Annotated in this window: 14 protein-coding genes and 3 pseudogenes; 8 read left to right on the forward strand and 9 right to left on the reverse strand. The window is 63.4% G+C overall.

The window, feature by feature from the left end; translation table 11 throughout:
- Positions 1-28: 28 nt before the first annotated feature.
- From ligD to ACIPZ8_RS26035, 4 genes and pseudogenes are all read left to right on the forward strand, one after another.
- On the forward strand, positions 29-2,527 hold the full coding sequence (ligD, locus tag ACIPZ8_RS26020; protein ID WP_400729479.1) for a DNA ligase D: 2,499 nt from the start codon (positions 29-31) through the stop codon (positions 2,525-2,527).
- Complete coding sequence (locus tag ACIPZ8_RS26025; RefSeq protein WP_400729481.1) at positions 2,524-3,567, forward strand: acyl-CoA dehydrogenase; 1,044 nt, start codon at positions 2,524-2,526, stop codon at positions 3,565-3,567. The genes ligD and ACIPZ8_RS26025 overlap by 4 nt, the downstream gene beginning before the upstream one ends.
- Complete coding sequence (locus ACIPZ8_RS26030) at positions 3,564-4,319, forward strand: PIG-L deacetylase family protein (RefSeq protein WP_400729484.1); 756 nt, start codon at positions 3,564-3,566, stop codon at positions 4,317-4,319. The genes ACIPZ8_RS26025 and ACIPZ8_RS26030 overlap by 4 nt, the downstream gene beginning before the upstream one ends.
- Before the next feature lies 1 nt (position 4,320).
- Positions 4,321-4,416: pseudogene (locus ACIPZ8_RS26035) on the forward strand (glycosyltransferase family 2 protein); the annotation flags it as partial.
- A gap of 15 nt (positions 4,417-4,431) precedes the next feature.
- Here ACIPZ8_RS26035 and ACIPZ8_RS26040 read toward each other — a convergent pair.
- The 5 genes and pseudogenes from ACIPZ8_RS26040 to ACIPZ8_RS26060 all read right to left on the reverse strand — a co-directional run bounded on the left by ACIPZ8_RS26040 (position 4,432) and on the right by ACIPZ8_RS26060 (position 7,991).
- The gene (locus ACIPZ8_RS26040; protein ID WP_400729487.1) at positions 4,432-5,271 is read right to left on the reverse strand and encodes a Ku protein; all 840 of its coding nucleotides are present in this window, start codon (positions 5,269-5,271) and stop codon (positions 4,432-4,434) included.
- 91 nt (positions 5,272-5,362) lie between these two features.
- Positions 5,363-5,953 carry a nucleosidase gene (locus ACIPZ8_RS26045; RefSeq protein WP_400729490.1) on the reverse strand — a complete coding sequence of 197 codons (591 nt, stop codon included), beginning with the start codon at positions 5,951-5,953 and terminating at the stop codon, positions 5,363-5,365.
- A gap of 244 nt (positions 5,954-6,197) precedes the next feature.
- Positions 6,198-6,320: pseudogene (locus ACIPZ8_RS26050) on the reverse strand (general stress protein); the annotation flags it as partial.
- Between the two features lie 248 nt (positions 6,321-6,568).
- A complete protein-coding gene (locus ACIPZ8_RS26055) occupies positions 6,569-6,760 on the reverse strand; it encodes a hypothetical protein (RefSeq protein WP_400729493.1) in 192 nt (63 codons plus the stop codon).
- Positions 6,761-7,109: 349 nt separating this feature from the next.
- On the reverse strand, positions 7,110-7,991 hold the full coding sequence (locus ACIPZ8_RS26060) for a Dyp-type peroxidase (protein ID WP_400729496.1): 882 nt from the start codon (positions 7,989-7,991) through the stop codon (positions 7,110-7,112).
- A 192-nt stretch (positions 7,992-8,183) separates the two neighbouring features.
- On the opposite strand from ACIPZ8_RS26060, the gene ACIPZ8_RS26065 reads away from it, so the two are divergent.
- On the forward strand, positions 8,184-9,071 hold the full coding sequence (locus ACIPZ8_RS26065; protein ID WP_400729499.1) for a bile acid:sodium symporter family protein: 888 nt from the start codon (positions 8,184-8,186) through the stop codon (positions 9,069-9,071).
- Here ACIPZ8_RS26065 and ACIPZ8_RS26070 read toward each other — a convergent pair.
- The gene (locus tag ACIPZ8_RS26070) at positions 9,028-9,501 is read right to left on the reverse strand and encodes a sterol desaturase family protein (RefSeq protein ID WP_400729502.1); all 474 of its coding nucleotides are present in this window, start codon (positions 9,499-9,501) and stop codon (positions 9,028-9,030) included. The genes ACIPZ8_RS26065 and ACIPZ8_RS26070 overlap by 44 nt on opposite strands.
- 383 nt (positions 9,502-9,884) lie before the next feature.
- On the opposite strand from ACIPZ8_RS26070, the gene ACIPZ8_RS26075 reads away from it, so the two are divergent.
- Complete coding sequence (locus tag ACIPZ8_RS26075; protein WP_400729505.1) at positions 9,885-10,598, forward strand: MgtC/SapB family protein; 714 nt, start codon at positions 9,885-9,887, stop codon at positions 10,596-10,598.
- On the opposite strand, the gene dksA is transcribed toward ACIPZ8_RS26075, so the two are convergent.
- Positions 10,595-11,002: an RNA polymerase-binding protein DksA gene (gene dksA, locus ACIPZ8_RS26080; RefSeq protein WP_400729507.1), complete on the reverse strand. Its 408-nt coding sequence runs from the start codon at positions 11,000-11,002 to the stop codon at positions 10,595-10,597. The two genes, ACIPZ8_RS26075 and dksA, sit on opposite strands and share 4 nt — an antisense overlap.
- A gap of 108 nt (positions 11,003-11,110) precedes the next feature.
- On the opposite strand from dksA, the gene ACIPZ8_RS26085 reads away from it, so the two are divergent.
- Positions 11,111-11,620 (forward strand): GNAT family N-acetyltransferase, encoded by a 510-nt coding sequence (locus tag ACIPZ8_RS26085; protein ID WP_400729510.1) that lies wholly within the window; start codon positions 11,111-11,113, stop codon positions 11,618-11,620.
- 37 nt (positions 11,621-11,657) lie between these two features.
- Here the strand turns inward: ACIPZ8_RS26085 and ACIPZ8_RS26090 are convergent, their stop codons facing one another.
- Positions 11,658-12,638: a DNA-binding protein gene (locus ACIPZ8_RS26090; protein ID WP_400729512.1), complete on the reverse strand. Its 981-nt coding sequence runs from the start codon at positions 12,636-12,638 to the stop codon at positions 11,658-11,660.
- 959 nt (positions 12,639-13,597) lie between these two features.
- Between ACIPZ8_RS26090 and ACIPZ8_RS26095 the strand changes: the two are divergent.
- Positions 13,598-13,927, forward strand: a pseudogene (locus tag ACIPZ8_RS26095) (PrpF domain-containing protein); the annotation flags it as partial.
- Here the strand turns inward: ACIPZ8_RS26095 and ACIPZ8_RS26100 are convergent.
- Positions 13,915-16,356 carry a TonB-dependent siderophore receptor gene (locus ACIPZ8_RS26100; protein ID WP_400729515.1) on the reverse strand — a complete coding sequence of 814 codons (2,442 nt, stop codon included), beginning with the start codon at positions 16,354-16,356 and terminating at the stop codon, positions 13,915-13,917. The pseudogene ACIPZ8_RS26095 and the gene ACIPZ8_RS26100 overlap by 13 nt on opposite strands.
- Positions 16,357-16,437: the final 81 nt, after the last annotated feature.

The following is a 16,437-nucleotide window of genomic DNA, read 5'->3' on the forward strand; positions in this document are numbered from 1 at the left end:
CAGACAGGGAATCACCCCGGAGCCGGCCATGGCCAATCCCCTTGCAGAGTACGAACGCAAGCGCGATTTCAACGCTACGCCCGAGCCCAACGGCAAGCGCAGCCGGGGCAAGCACGTTCATGCTTTGCAGTTCTGCATCCAGAAGCACGACGCCAGCAACCTGCACTACGACTTTCGCCTGGAGCTGGACGGTACGCTGAAGAGCTGGGCCATCCCCAAAGGCCCGTCACTCGACCCGAACGTGCGGCGCCTGGCGGTGCATGTCGAGGACCACCCGCTGGACTACGCCGATTTCGAGGGGCATATCCCTGAAGGCCACTACGGGGCCGGCGACGTGATCGTCTGGGACCGGGGTGTCTGGGAAGCCGAAGGTGATGCCCGCCAAGCCTACGCCAAGGGCAAGTTGCGCTTTCGCCTGCAGGGCGAAAAGCTCAACGGTGTGTGGAACCTGTTCCGCACTCACCTGGCCGGCAAGAAAGAGCTATGGATGCTGGTAAAGTCCCACGACGAACAAGCGCGCAGCGAAGCCGAATACAGCATTGTCGAGGCCCAGCCGGACAGCGTGCTCACTGACCGCACGCTGCTGACCCGGCGTACGGCCAAAGCCAAACCCTCACCAAGCCGGACCAACCGCAAGCGAACCGGCAGCGCGGTCAAGGCCGCACTGCCCGAGCACTTGCAACCGCAGCTCGCCACCCTGGTCGATTCGCCGCCCGACGGCGACTGGCGTTACGAGGTGAAATTCGACGGCTATCGCATGCTTGCCCGGATTGATGGCGACGACATCCGCCTGTTCACCCGTAATGGCCATGACTGGAGCGCCAGGATGCCTGGCCAGGTTGCCGCACTGCGGGCGCTGGGTGTCGATTCAGCCTGGCTCGATGGCGAGATGGTGGTTAACGACGAGCACGGCAAGGCTGACTTCCAGGCGCTGCAGAACGCCTTTGACACCGATCGCGACGAACAGATCAGCTACTACCTCTTCGACCTGCCGTATCTGGGCGGCCAGGACTTGCGCCAAGTGCCCCTGCAAGAACGCCGTGAGACCTTGCGCCGGCTGCTCGAGCACAGCAAGTCGGACAGGCTCAGGTTCTCCGAAGACTTCGACCAGCCTGTCCAATCACTGCTGGACAGCGCCTGTCGCCTGGCGCTCGAAGGCCTGATCGGCAAACGTGCAGACAGCCCCTATGTCAGCCGGCGCAGTGCCGAATGGGTCAAGCTCAAGTGCAAGCAACGCCAGGAGTTCGTGATCGTCGGCTTCACCGCCCCCAAAGGCAGCCGTAACGGCTTTGGCGCCCTGTTGCTGGCACTGCACGACCATGACAGCGGTGAACTGCGGTATGCCGGCAAAGTCGGCACCGGCTTCAGCTCCACTACGCTGGACGGTATCCATGCCCGCCTCAAGCCGCTGGAAATCGCCAGCCCCGCACTGCCCAGGCCGCCGACCGGCGTCGAAGCGCGTGGCGTGCACTGGCTCAAGCCGCAGCTGCTGGCCGAGGTTGCCTATGCCCAGATGACCCGCGACGGCGTGGTGCGCCACGCGGTGTTCCATGGGCTGCGCGACGACAAGCCTGCCACCGCCATTGACCTGGAGCGCGCCATGGCCGGCAAGACCCTGCCAAAACACAAACAAGCCGACCTTGCGCAAGACTTCGGCGAGCTGCGCCTGACCCATCCCGACCGGGTGATCGATGCGACTATCGGTGCCACCAAACGGCAGATTGCCGAGTACTACGCCGAAGTCAGCCAGTGGCTCTTGCCGCAACTCAAGGACCGCCCCGTGGCGCTGGTGCGGGCCCCGGACGGCCTGGCCGGGGAGCTGTTCTTCCAGAAGCACGCCGGTCAGTTGCATATGCCCCATGTGCTCACCTACGAGAAGGCCCAAGCCGGTCAGGCGGCCATGGTCATCAACCGCGCCGATACCTTGCTGGGCGCGGTGCAGATGAACATGCTCGAACTGCACACCTGGAACGCCACCGACAAGGACTTCGACAAGCCCGACCGCTTCGTCCTCGACCTTGACCCGGACCCTGCGCTGCCGTGGAAAGCCATGCTCGAAGCCACGCAACTGGCCCTCACCCTGCTCGATGAGCTGGGCCTGAAGGTGTTTCTCAAGACCAGCGGCGGTAAGGGCATGCACCTTGTCATTCCCCTCACCCGTCGTGCCGGCTGGGACGAAGTGAAGGATTTCAGCCACGCCATCGTCGATTACCTGGCCAAGCTGTTCCCCGATCGGCTCAGCGCCGTCTCCGGGCCGAAGAACCGGGTCGGCCGGATCTTCATCGACTACCTGCGCAACGGCAAAGGCGCTACCACGGTGTGCGCCTATTCCCTGCGCGCCCGCCAAGGCCTGCCGGTGTCGGTGCCGATCTGGCGCGAGGAGCTGGCCCTGCTAAAGGGCGCCAACCAGTGGCATATCGGCAACCTGCGCGAGCGCCTGGCCGAAATCGACGACCCGTGGGCCGGCATGGCCAAGGTTCGGCAATCGATCACCGCGCGCATGCGCAAGCAAATGGGGATGGCATGAGCATCGTCCAGGATTTCGACCTCAACAACCTCGACCGGCTGTTGCGTACCTTTGGCGAGCGGCCGCAGCCGCTGAACCTCGACACCCAGCTGCCGCAACTGATCCAGGCCCTGCAGTCCGACCACCTGGACCTGCTGCCCCTGCCTGGGCAGGGCAACACCTTGCGGCGCTGGCAGACGTTGGCGCGGGTGGCCGGTTGCGACCTGGCATTGGCCAAGCTTTACGAGGGGCATACCGATGCCCTGGCCATTCTCGCTGAATGCAGCGTAGCGCACTGCGTCGATGAAGGGATCTGGGGTGTCTGGGCCGCAGAGCCGCCAGATGCCCGCGCCCGCATCGTCGCCCGTGACGGCGACCAGGTGCGCCTGACCGGGCGCAAGGCCTGGTGCTCCGGCGCACTGCAGATCGATCGGGCGCTGATTACTGCCTGGGCCGAAGACGACCAGCCACAGCTGGTGGCGATCGAACTGGCGCACCCGAGCCAGGGCTTGAGCATCGACAGCTGGCAGGCCGTTGGCATGGCGACCACCGCGAGCATCGAGGTGGAATTCGACCAGACGCCCGGCATCGCCATTGGCCGACCTGGGCAATACCTGTCGCGCCCCGGCTTCTGGCACGGCGGCGCCGGCATTGCCGCGTGCTGGTATGGCGCCGCCGAGGCCTTGGCCGATTACCTGCGGGCGCATTGCCGCAAACCGCGGCCCGATGCCCACGCCGATGCCCACCTGGGTGCGGTGGATGCCGCCTTGTTTGGCGCCCGCGCTGCACTGCGCGAATGCGCGGCATGGATCGACCGCCAGCCCGAGGCCGACGCCAGTTTCGAAGTGCGACGTACCCGCGCCCAGGTCGAGCAGGCGGTCGAGCAGGTGATTCACCACGTCGGCCGGGCGCTGGGGGCTACGCCCTTTTGCCGCAACAGCCACTTCGCCAGGCTCAGCGCCGACCTGCCGGTCTACCTGCGCCAGAGCCATGCTGAACACGACCTGGCGGCATTGGGTGCGCAATTGACACAAGTACCAGCCGGAGCGTGGAAGCTATGAATACCAACCTGATCCAGTCCAGCGACGGTACCCCCTGGGCCGAGTGGCAGCAGGCCGCCCACCTGGCGCGTGCTACCTGGGTAACGCCGCAACAACTGTGCCCGCCCGGGCGCCGCCTGGTGCTGATTGCGCCGCACCCGGACGACGAGGTGCTGATGGCCGGCGGGTTGCTGACGCATTTTCACGGTCGCGAAGACGAACTGCTGCTGATTTCCGCCACCGATGGTGAGGCTAGCCACGCTGGCTCCGAACATTGGACCGAGCATCGTCTGCGCAGGCAGCGCCCGCTGGAGAGCCGGCAGGCCTTGCAGCAGCTCGATCTGGACCTGAACCGCCTGGACTGGCGCCGACTGAACCTCAAGGATGGCGCCTTGCCCCGCGAAGAGGCCTTTCTGGTCAACCACCTGACCCAGGTGCTGCGGCCCGATGACGTGCTGATGGCGACCTGGCGCAACGATGGGCATGGCGACCACGAGGCGGTCGGCAGAGCCGCCGCGCAGGCCGCCCAGGCACGCAAAGCGCAATTGATCGAAGTGCCGGTATGGGCCTGGTACTGGGCACAGCCGGACGACCCGCGCCTGCCCTGGCCACGCGCCCACCGAATTCAATTGGGCGACACCGCCCTGGCGCGCAAACGCAAGGCCCTGGCCGCCCATGTCAGCCAGCTGGAGCCGGACGGCCCACGCCCGCCCGTGCTGCCGGCCCGGCTGCTGGATTGCCTGCTGCAACCGTTCGAACTGGTATTCCTGTAAACGGATCGTGTGGACGGCCAGGCACAGTGTGGCGACCAGCAGCCGCATCGACAGCCGGGCTCGGGAAGGGTTTGGGGATTATCTGGCGAGTCTGTAGTTACCTGTTCCGGCCTCAGGAGGCCTTGCGGCTACGCTTGGCCGGTTTTTTCTCGGCAGCAGCTTTCTTGCCACCCAGGCTGCGCTTGAGCAGTTCGGTAAGGTCGATGATATCGGCGCCCTTCTCGCTGCCGCCGGCCTCGCCCTTGTCGACCATGCTGATTTTGCCCTTGCTGGCCTTCTCCTCCACTAGGTCCATGATGGTCTGGCGAAACGCATCGTGGTACTCATCGGGCGCCCACGGCCCGCTCATGTCTTCGACCAGCCGCTTGGCCATGTCCAGCTCGCGCTTGTCGGGCTTGCTGTCGGTCACGCTCTTGTCCAGCTCCAGCGTTTCCAGGCCTCGCACTTCCTCCGGCCAGCGCAAGGTGATCATCACCAGCGCAGCGTCCAGCGGGCGCAGCAGCGCCAGGTGTTGGCGGGTATGAAGTACCACGGTGGCCAGCGCCACCTTGCCGGTCGCTTCCAGGGTTTCGCGCAGCAGGGCATAGACCTTGCCGCCGCGCTTGTCGGGGCTCAGGTAATACGGTGTGTCGAACTGCTGCAGGGGAATGTCCGCGGCTTCCACGAACGAGAAGATATCGATGGTCTGGGTGGCTTCAGGGCGAGCCTTGCGAATCTCCTCTTCGCTGATCACCACGTAGCGGCCTTTCTCGTACTCCACACCCTTGACGATGTTGTCCTTGTCGATGTCCTTGCCGGTGACCTTGTTCACCCGCTTGTAGCCCACCGGCTCCATGCTGCGCTTGTCGAGCCAGTCGAAATCGACCCGCTCGGTGCGCACCGCAGTGTTGAGCGACACCGGGATATGGACCAGACCGAAACTGATCGCGCCTTTCCAGATAGCCCTGGCCATGGTTGTCACCTCCCCGACCCGACGATGGGCCTCATATCAGAAATGACTGCGTGGCGCCCGGAAGGTTTACTCGATTCGCCCTGCGGATCTTTCAGCCCACCTGGGTGAACAGCACCCGCTTGAACGCCTCGGCTGCCAGGTGCACCTGCACTGCCCAGTCACCCGCCGCGTCGCTGCCGGCATCATCGGAGATGTACTTCAGGCACACGAAAGGAATGCCCTCTTCGCGGGCAATCAGTGCGAGCACGTAGGCTTCCATGTCGACCACATCGTAAGGGGCGTCGCCATGGTTGATTTCGAAGCTGTCGCCGCTGCCGCAGGTTTCCACAGGCAAGCCGGGGATCGCCTGGCCATGCTCCAGCAGTACCGGGATATTCGACAGCGGCGTTTCATAGCGGGCGAAGCCCAGCGGGGTGACGTCCATGTCACGCTGCACGAAGCGCGTGCAGCACACCACCTCGCCCTTGCCGTGGCGCTGGCTGCCGGCCGAGCCGAGGTTGACGATCAGCTTGGGGCGCTGCTGCTGGATCGCCCGGGTCAGGGCGATGGCGGCGTTGACCTTGCCGATACCGGTGAACACAGTCTTCACCTCGGTGAAGACATCACCGGCCTCTGCCTCCAGGGCGAACACGAACAAGGTATCGGCGAGGGAAATGTCAGGGAATTGCTTGATCAGCATCATGGCGCAGGGGGTCCGAATGGCTTGCGATGGGCGCCGCCATTGTCGGTCATCGCGACCTGATTGCAAGCGCTGTCGCCGTAGCGGCGCCTTCGCCCGACAACAGTGCCTGGTAACGGCTGGCAAGGCTGTTGCAATTGGCCCGGCTCCCTGTCGGGGCTGTGGTGTTGCGGGTCATGACCGTCGCGCCTTGCTCCCGATCCAGTTGACCGCAGCGCCAGGTCGCCCCGGCACTGCGTTGCCTCACTTACGAACGGCCGCCCTTGCGGCCCGACTCGCTGCTGGTACGGCCGCTGCCGGATTGCTGGCCGCCTTTGCGACCGGCCTCGGAGGCCTTCTCGCGATCATTGGCGAAGTTGCCTGGGTTCTTGTTGCCACCCTGGCTACCGGTGCGGCTGTTTTCTTTATTGGCCATGGTCTCTAACCTCTTGTGGCTTTCGAAGTGCACGGCGCTGCGCCGTACATAAGGTCGGAGTTCGGCGATATCGGGGGATTCGGTTTATTGCGAAGGGTTCGGACCGGTGGCGTTAAATAAGCGGCGGGGATGTATTTGGTGCGCCAGCGGAAAGGTGAAAGCTGACGAGGTATGCCTCGCCAGCCATGGGCACGAGTGAACGATCAACCCTCGTCATCACTATCATCTTCATCATCTGCCTGCGGGGAGCCAGGCACCTGCGGTGCAGTCGTTTTTTCCAGAGCAGCCACGCCGTTGCCTGTCTGGGTCACTGCGTGTGACTGGGATACGTTGGCATAAGTGAAACTGCTCAGCAGCAGGCAGCCGACCAGGCACAGCATCTTTTGAATGGTCATTTCCATACTCTCCATGAACTGAATGACATGGCCGATTGCAAGTGCGACCGGCTCGATGATTAGTACCCATCAAGGCCGCAGCCACAACTGGCAAAAATATCAGGTGCGGGCGGGACCAGGCTCCGTTGCCCTGCGCTGATGTCGCCTGCCGAGCCCCAGGCCCGTCTCACTCCAGCCGAGCACGAGGATGACGCCTATCGTCATTGCCAGCTGCGGATGCTCGGCCATGGCGTCCAGGCCGCGGAAGTGCCGGCACCAATCACCGGCAAGGCCTCGCCCGTGGAGGGGAGCTTGCGCGTCAGCAACCCACCGGAGCTGGCAGGTGATTCTATATCTGGATGTTTTGTTATCAGGCCTGCAGCAGCACGCTCAGGTCCAGGCCCGCCTCGGCCATCGGTGGGCACCAGTAGTAACCGCCGGTCAGCGGCCGGCTGAAGCGGTACAGGCCGTCGATGATGCCGTCTTCCAGGCCGCTCATGCGCCGCAGTTGCACTTCGAAGGCATCGAAGCTGTGGCCCAGGGCAACGAACGCCAGGCCTGCGCCACGGCTGTCGGCCCAGGCTACCGAACGGCGCACCATGAAGGCTTCCGGCTCGAAGCTTTCCTGGGCAGTACGTTTGACATGAGCCGATTCCGGCGCGTCGTCGAGTTCTTCGTTATCGCTCAGGCGGCGGCCGATGATGTTGTCCTGGTCGGCCTGGGGCAGAGACTTGAAGTACTCCAGGTCGTGCTTCCACAGCTGGAAGGCGGCGAAGCTGGAACCGGCCAGGCCTGGCTGCTCGCCGGCAACAATGGCGGCGTCCACGGCATCCTGATCCACCGGGTTCTCGGTACCGTCTTCGTAACCGGTCAGGTCGTGGCCACCGCGGTGCAGGAAACCATCGACGCTGTCAGCCAGGCGCAGTGCCGGGGCCAGCGCCTGTTCCAGTGCCTGGGCCTGGAGCAGCAGGTCGCCACGTTCGTTGCCGCGCAACCACAGCCACAGGGCGTGTTGGGTGCTCGGGTTTTCCACCGCGGCATCGAGTTGCGGGAAAGCGCGCAGGCCAGGAATGTCACGGCCAAGGGCTTTTACCAACGGCGCACCGATACCAAGAATCAGGTTCTGACCATCCACCTGCGGCAGCAATACATCCAGTACGGCAGGCAGCGCCTCGGGCGACTGCAGGGCGAAGAACAGGTGACGGGCGTGGGCCGGCACGGGGGTGGCAAGCAGACCTTGCTGGAACGGCATGACAGGCTAATCCTCGGCAAAAGCGAAATGCTACTGCGCCGGGGCGCCTATCGCAACGCGGCATGCAGACACTGTGCGCCAAGGTTTACTGGGAATCCGGTAACAAACGGTTACCAAGTACTGGCGCATTGCAATTATCCAGCCCGCAAGGCCCGCCTAGACTGCCTGCATCCCTTGCCCGAGTGCCTGCCCATGACCGCCTCACCCTTGTTGACTGCGTTCCTCCCCCTGGCACTGGGCATCATCATGCTCGGGCTCGGCTTGTCCCTGACGCTGGCTGACTTCGCCCGCGTGGTGAAATACCCGAAACCGGTGGTCGTCGGCCTGTGCTGCCAGATCCTGCTGCTGCCATTGGTGTGCTTCCTGATCGCCAATGGCTTTGGCCTGGAGTCGGCGCTGGCGGTCGGCCTGATGCTGCTGGCAGCGTCCCCGGGCGGCACCACGGCCAATCTGTTCAGTCACCTGGCCCACGGCGATGTGGCGCTGAATATCACCCTGACAGCGGTCAATTCGCTGATCGCGATTCTGACCATGCCGCTGCTGGTGAACCTGTCGCTGGCCTGGTTCATGGCATCGGACCAGGCGATTCCGCTGCAATTCGCCAAGGTCATGCAGGTGTTCGCCATCGTCCTGCTGCCAGTGGCCCTGGGCATGCTGATCCGCCATTGGGCGCCGCGCTTCGCCGCACGCATGGAAAAACCGATGAAACTGGTGGCAGCGCTGTTCCTGGCATTCACCATCGTGCTGGCGTTGGCCAAGGACTGGCAGACCGTCGTCGAATATGCTCCGGTGGTGGGCCTGGCAGCCTTGCTGTTCAACCTGATCAGCCTGACGCTCGGCTACTGGGTGCCCCGCCTGCTGAGCATTCCCAAGCGTCAGGCCATCGCCATCGGCATGGAAATCGGCATCCATAACGGCACCTTGGCCATTGCCCTGGCGTTGAGCCCATCGCTGCTGAACAACGCCACCATGGCCGTGCCAGCCGCGCTGTACAGCCTGATCATGTTCTTCACCGCAGCAGGGTTTGGCTGGTGGGTCAGCCGCGGTCGCGTGGCACCCGCGCCTGCAGCTGGCGCTTGAGCACCTTCAGCGGTGGTGCATAGAAAAAGCCGAACGATACGCTGCCCGTGCGCCCCTTCACGGCGTGGTGCAACTGATGGGCACGGTGCAGGCGCTGGAGGTAACGGTTGACTGGCCGTGGCTTGCACGGCCAGTGCCGGTGAAAGAAGCCGTCGTGGGCCAGTACATAAAGCACCCCATACCCGGCCACGCCGGCCCCCACCCACTGCAGTGGCGCATGGCCGGCCTTGCCCAAGGCGATCAGCGCCGTGGCGATCAGGCCCAGCGCCACCAGGTACAGGTCGTTGGTTTCCAGCATGCCCAGTTGCGGCTCGTGGTGCGAACGGTGCAGCCACCAGCCCCAGCCATGCATGATGTACTTGTGAGCCAGCGTGCCGACACCTTCCATGGCCACCAGTGTGCCGAGCAGCACGGCGATATTGAACAGCATGTAACGGTCCGGGGTGTGGCGGAGAATGGCGCAAGGGTACCGATTACCCAGGTTTATTTCCATGCAGGCGTGACCGGCTGTAGGGCATTTCCTGATGAATCCCTTGTCATGTTTTTGCCCTTGACCCCGTGTGGGCGGCGGCGTAAGGTCCGCGACGCAATTTCGCATCCCTGAACAGGAGTCCTGCTTTGGACAGTAGCCCCAGTCGCTTGCGACAGGCCCACACGGCGAGCTAGTCCGGCAGCTTCCTGCCACTGTCTCGCCATTGGCCAGGCGGTGGAATTCTCCAGCCTTTGAAGGCTTTCCCCCTCTTCCCTTTCGTGGTCCTTCGCATTTTCTGGTTATTCAACCGTGCGGGCGTATGCCCGTGGAAGAGGTTTGCTATGGATTGGAAAGTCTTTCTGCTGCGTGTCGGCATTGCCCTGCTGCTTGGCGCCCTGATCGGTGCCGAGCGCCAACTGCGTCAGCGCCTGACCGGGCTGCGCACCAACGCGCTGGTCAGCACCGGCGCCTGCCTGTTCGTGCTGATGACCCAGGCGGTGCCTGGCATGGCACCCAACGATGCCTCGCGGGTGGCCGCTTACGTGGTGTCGGGTATCGGGTTTCTGGGTGGCGGGGTGATCATGCGCGATGGCTTCAACGTGCGTGGCTTGAACACCGCTGCCACGCTCTGGTGCACCGCGGCGGTCGGTGTGCTGTGCAGCCTCGGGCTGCTGCTTGAGGCCGCGCTTGGCAGCCTGATGGTGCTGTGTGCCAATATCCTGCTGCGCGATATCGCCCAGCGTCTCGACCGCCAGGAGGTGCTGCCAGCCAGCGAGGTCGAACAACGGTTCGAGGTGCGCATCGTCTGCCGCGCCGAAGATGAGATCCAGGTGCGCAGCCTGATGCTGCACAGCCTGGGCGACCCACAGTTGCGCCTGCAATCGCTGCACAGTGAAGACCTGGCCAACCCGGCCCGCCTGGAAGTGCGCGCCGAACTGGTCGGCAACCCGCAGGCGCCAGCGCAACTGGAGCGGCTGGTAGGTCGGGTGAGCCTGGAAAAAGGTGTCAGCTCGGTGCGCTGGCAGTTGCAGCCACAGGCACTGGCGGCGGACTAGCGCTCTTCGCGCAGGTGCCGCTCCTTCTGCTCCTGGCGCTCCTTGGCTTCGATGCACAGCGTTGCCGTGGGGCGCAGCAGCAGGCGGCGCAGGCCGATCGGCTCAGCGGTTTCCTGGCACCAGCCATATTCACCCCGGGCCAGGCGCTCCAGTGCCTGGTCGATCTTGTCCAGCAGCTTCTTTTCCCGCTCCAGCGAGCGCAGCCGCCACTGTCGTTCCTCCTCGGCGCTGCCGATGTCGGCCGGGTCGCTGTGCACCTCCTGCTCGCGCAGGGCCCGGAACTCGACGTCGATGCGTGCTTGCAGGTCGCAACGCTGGCCAAGCAGCAGCGTGCGGAAAAATTGCTGCTGGACCTCGTTCATGTACGCTGCGGGCGCCTGGCGCAGCAGTTCCTCTTCAGTCATCAAGGCAGTCTCGCGTGGCTGGGAAAACGTAAATGTTACGTTATAACCCAATCATTGCAAGCCCCGCTCAACTCGCCGCAGACTATTGCCAGTCATGGAGGACATACAATGCGCATACGCCCCGCCCTGCTTCCCGACATCCCCCGGCTGATTGCCGTCGAGCAATCAGCCGCACAAGCGTTCCTGCAGCTGCCTGAGCTGGCCTGGCTGGCATCTGCCGAGGGGCTGGACGCAATGGCGCACAAGGCCTTCATTGATGACCATGGCAGTTGGTTGGCCGAGGATGACCAAGGCCAGGCCCTGGGCTTTGTGTGCCTGAGCCTGGAAGGCCAGGCACTGCATGTTCACGAGCTTTCGGTACGGTTGCAGTCGCAGGGGCAAGGTATCGGCAGCCAGTTGCTGGACCAGGCATGTACCGTGGCGCGGCATCGGGGCGCCCTGGAGGTGACCTTGACCACCTTTGCGCAAGTGGCCTGGAATGCGCCCTTCTATGTGAGGTGCGGATTCGAGGTGCTCGATGAACAGCACCTCGGGGCCAGGTTGCAGGGTATCCTCGCAACAGAGCGCGCACACGGGTTGTCAGGGCGCTGCGCGATGCGCATGCCGCTGCACGACTAACACTGGCTGAGCTGAAGGTCGCCAATGCAGGCAGCTACTAATCCGGCTGTTTCTGAGCCAGGCAGGCAGAGAGCGCTTCATCGCGTTTGCGCAATTCATCCTGTAGATACTGCAACTGCCTGCCCTGCTCCGTGCTGATGGCGCGGTTGTCTTCCAGGCTCCGGGTTTGTACCTGCAGTTGCCGGCGCATTTCATCGCTGGCGCCTTGTGCTTGCGCGAGGATTGTCCGCAAGCCCTGGATCTGCGCGTCCCGCTGCTCGAGCAATTGGTCCTTGACCTTGCACTCGCTGTTGGCCTGGCGGTGCTCGCCGAGCATCCGTTCGTTGTCGCGGTGCAGGCGGGTCAGTTCGTCCTGCTTGACGATCATGCCTTGCTGCAACTGGCGCAGCTCCACTTGCAACTGCTGGGTCTGCGCTTCGTGGCGGCGCTGTTCCTGCTCGCGCTGCTCGCGGCTGGCGCTGCGGTAATGCTCCAGCGCTTCACGGGCATGACGGTGCTTGTCTTCCAGCGAGCGTACCTGTTCCTCCTTGTCAGCCACGCGCACCTGCAATTCACCCAGCGACTGATTAAGGCTGGCGCTGCGCAACTGCTCGGCTTGCAGCGTGTTCTGCGCGGTAACCAGGCGCTCTGATTCGGCAGCCAGCGCAGCAGCCTGGATCTGCTGTTGCTGGTGAGCGGCCGCCAGTGCCTGCTGAGCCAACTGCAACTGTGCCTCGAGCTGTTCGCGCTGAGCGGCGAACGCAGCTTCGGCCTGCTCGATGCGGGCGTCTCCCTCCTCCTGCAGCTGAGCCGCCAATTGCGACACCAGCCTGGTCAGCGCGTCACTGAGGGCAGCCTGCCCCTGCAATGCAACAGGCTTCTGCTCCTCAAGCTCCTTCAAGTAGCGATGGATGGTGGTCTTTGACCCCGTGTTACCCAGCTCGATACGTACTGCATCGATGCTGGGGTACTCGCCCCGGGCTATCAGCACCTGCCGCGCCTGCTGCACTAACGCCTTGTTGATACCGCCCCGGGCCATGCTTGCTCCTACGATTTCGTAACATGATACGTACCATGTAAATACGCGTGGATTTTGTTCCTTTCCAGGCAAAATTTCAAGCTGGATCTAAGGCTTAATAATCACGGCTTATCGCATGTAAACACGTGTAAGAGAGGGTCTGCTTACCACTGCAGCAGCGGGGCTGGGCTACCTGGTCTGCTTGTTGGGTATCAGCGAAAGCGCGGCAATGGCCAAACAAGAGAAATAATGCCGGTGCAAGTTGAGTCAGTCATCGGAATGGGGCCAGCTGGGCATGCAAAAGCAGCAGGCACTGAGTTCGAGGTTGCGCAGCACCTGCGTCAGAAGAATGAACCGCCTGAAACTGCTCACTGGCTGCGTGTTTACTACCAAAAAAAATCATTGACGATGGCCAGAGGTGGGCTCGCAGAAACTACTTTTGGGCCCATACAGTATTTATGGTCTCGGTACTGGGTAGCTTCATCGCTTCTATTTTGGCATCCAGTGAGTTAGGCGTAACGTTTCTAGGTGCAACAGGTAACAAAGTGGCAACCGCATTCCTCGCAGCATTGCCGGGCCTGATGCTTCTTCTGAACAATACACTTCGCTTCGAAGAACGAACCAAGTGGTTCTGGAAAAAGGTACGTATTGCCGAGCGATATTACAGACAGGTGCGAGACACCGATCAGGCAGTGAGCGAGCCAAGCAGGCTCTTCAGCGAGGAATGTGAGCGTTTGGAGTCCGAGTGGCCAGCATTTGGTTCATCGCCAGGCCAGCTATCCAAACCAGGTAGTTGAAAAACGCCTTGCATTCAGACTGGCCTTAGCCTCGTTGCTTTTCTAGCCGCACTCATCTCACAGGCCTACCTGTCGCATTCGCAGAAAAAGAACGGCTTATCAAGACAGCCCCGGAGCGCGGCGGCACTTCGAAAGGCGCGTACTTCCTGCGGGACGACCTGCCCGCTGATGGCGGCCTGCGCGTGCCTGGTCTCCCCGGCGCGCAACGGCGGCACGATCAGTACCCGCTCGTTCATTCCGCACCGCTGCCATGCCTCGATCGGCGTGTTCGGCGCGGTCAGCGCCGCCACCGCCTGCCTGATCGAAGGCACGACGGCCCAGGGCATAGCTGTCACTGGCACGGGCGACTGCCAGCGGCTGTCGGTGGAGCACCCCAGTGGCGAGTTCAGTGTCGAGGTAACGCTGCAACAGGGCGCGTTGACCGGCTGCGGGCTGGTACGCACGGCCCGGCTGCTGTTCGACGGGCAGGCATGCCTACCCCGGGCGCTGTGGTCGGGTGCTCAGAAGTCGTAACGCACGTTCATCATCAGGTTGCGTGGCGCGCCATAATGCCCATAGCTGCCGGCGAACCCGGCGTAGTACTTCGCGTCGAACAGGTTGTTCAGGTTGACGGTGGTCGACAGGTGCTCGTTGACGCGGTAGCGGGCCATCAGGTTGACCACGGTGTAGTCATCCTGGCTGACGCGGCTGTTGAAATTGCTGAAGTACAGCGAGTTGCTGGCGTTCCAGTTGACCCCTCCGCCCACGGTCAGGCGCTGCCAGTCGCCCGGCAGCTGATAGGTGCTCCACAGGCGAAAGGTGTCCAGCGGCAGTTGCGCGGTCAGTCGCTCGCCGTCCGGGTCTTCGGTGCGCGAGTGGCTGTAGCCACCCTGGAGGTTCCAGCCCGGGCTCAGCTCGCCGGCCAACTCAAGATCGACGCCCTTGGTCTCGGCGCCATTGACCGCACGGTAGGCGCTTTCCTCGGAATCGGAGCCCGGCACGGTCAGGCCGCCATCCAGTTCGGCGACATTGTCACGCTTGATCAGGTACGCCGCGACGCTGGCATTCAGGCGGCCTTCATAGAATTCGCCCTTCCAGCCCATCTCATAGTTCTTGCCTACCACGGGCTCAAGCATCTTGCCGGTGCGGTCACGGGCCGACTGAGGTTTGAAGATGTCGGTATAGCTGACATAGACGGATTGCTCGGCGGTCAGGTCGTAGACCAGGCCTGCATAGGGCGTGACCACGCCGCGCTCAGTCAGGCGATAGTCGGTGGGGGCGCCGTTGGGCAAGCTGCGCAGGTAGTAGTGGTAATGGTAGTTGCTGGCCCGTGCGCCGAGAATCAGGTGCAGGCTGTCGGCCAGGTTGAAACGCCCGGCCGCGAAGTAGCCGCTTTGCTGGGTGTCGACGTCGTAGTCCAGGTTGGGGGCGAAGCTGCCCTTGTCGGGCTTGGGCAGTTCGTTGTTCCAGTTGTCGAAGTCGACGCTGACCGCAGACCCCGTCACGGCGTGGTGATGGTTCACGTAATCGAGGTAGTTGCCCCCGAGGATCAGTTCGTGGGTCTGCCCGAACAGTTCGAATGGCCCCTGCAGGGTGACGTCGATGGCTTTCTGGCGCTGGGTAGCCCAGGACGCGCTCTGGCCGATGCTGGCGATGTTGTCCGGGGTGATTCGGGAGTTGCCGGACGGGCTGCTGTACGAGCCGGTGGTGGTGTCGCGGTCGACATCCATGTAGGTGCTGGCGATCTTCAACTGCCAGTCACCGGCCAGTTGCTGCTCAAGGCCGATGTTGTAGTTGGTGGTGTCGAAACGGTCCTCGTTCCAGCGTGCGCCGGAACTGGTCGAACGGGAGAAGTCGGTCTGCTGGCCGTTGGTGTAGATCAATGGCACACCCTGGGCGCCGGTAGGTCGATAGCGCTGGTGGTCGATGCTCAGGCGCAGCACGGTACTGTCGCTGAGGTCGGCCTCAAGCGCGCCGTAAGCGATGTCGCGGTCCTGCTGGTACCAGTCCATGAAGGTATGGTTGGTCTGCTTGGCGGCCACCAGGCGCCCGCGCACGTTGGCGGTTGGCGTCAGCGGGCCGGAGACATCGGCTTCCAGGCGCTTGTAGTTCCACGAGCCAAGACCGCCCTGCAAGTACGACTGGAAGGTCGCGGTCGGGCGTTTGCGCACCACGTTGACCACGCCGCTCGGGTCGCCGGCACCGGTCATCAGGCCGGTCGCGCCGCGCACCACCTCCACACGGTCGTAGATCGCCATGTCCAGCAAGGTGCTGGGCATGGTGCGGGTCTGGTTCTCCTGGTAGGTGGTGACGCCATCGAACTGATAGGTGTTCAGCGCGCTGCCACGGGAATAGATGTTGAAACGCTCGCCGCCGTCCTGGGACATGGTGATGCCTGGCGTCTGCTTGAGCACATCGGACATGCTGGTCAGTTGCTGATCGTCCATGAACTGGCGGGTGATCACACTGATCGACTGCGGCGTCTCGCGGATCGACAGGTTCATCTTGGTGGCGGTGCTGGTCACGCCAGTGGTGTAGGAACCGGTGCCTTCGGTGGTTGCCCCGAGCCCCGCCGCGTTGACACTGGTTACGCCCAGTTCCAGGGCGCCCGTGTCATTGCCAGCGGCAATCAACCGATAGCGCCCGGCAGCCACCCACACCGACTGCAGGCCGGTACCGGCCAGCAACATGGCCAACCCCTGCTCCACCGAAAACGGGCCGCGCAGCCCAGGGCTCCGCACGCCATGGGACAGTTGCGAATCCACCGCGACCATCACCCCAGCCTGCTGGCCGAACTGGCCCAGCACGCTGTCGAGGCTGCCTGCGGCAATGCCGAAATGGCGCACACCGGTTTGCGCGGCAGTGGCTTCTTCGGCCTGTACGGGAAGGTGGAATGCAGCGACGGCGAGGCCAAACATCAGCGGGCGGACAGCGGTGGCAATGGGGGTGAGGCGAGAATGCATCGGGACAATCCTTGGCAGACAGGGGTAGGCACTGTGCGCTGCTCATTCAGCGCTTTCTTCTGTCTTGATGCGCGACAAAGC

The sequence above is a fragment of the Pseudomonas sp. NPDC089422 genome (assembly GCF_044749405.1).
Classification (GTDB): Bacteria; Pseudomonadota; Gammaproteobacteria; order Pseudomonadales; family Pseudomonadaceae; genus Aquipseudomonas.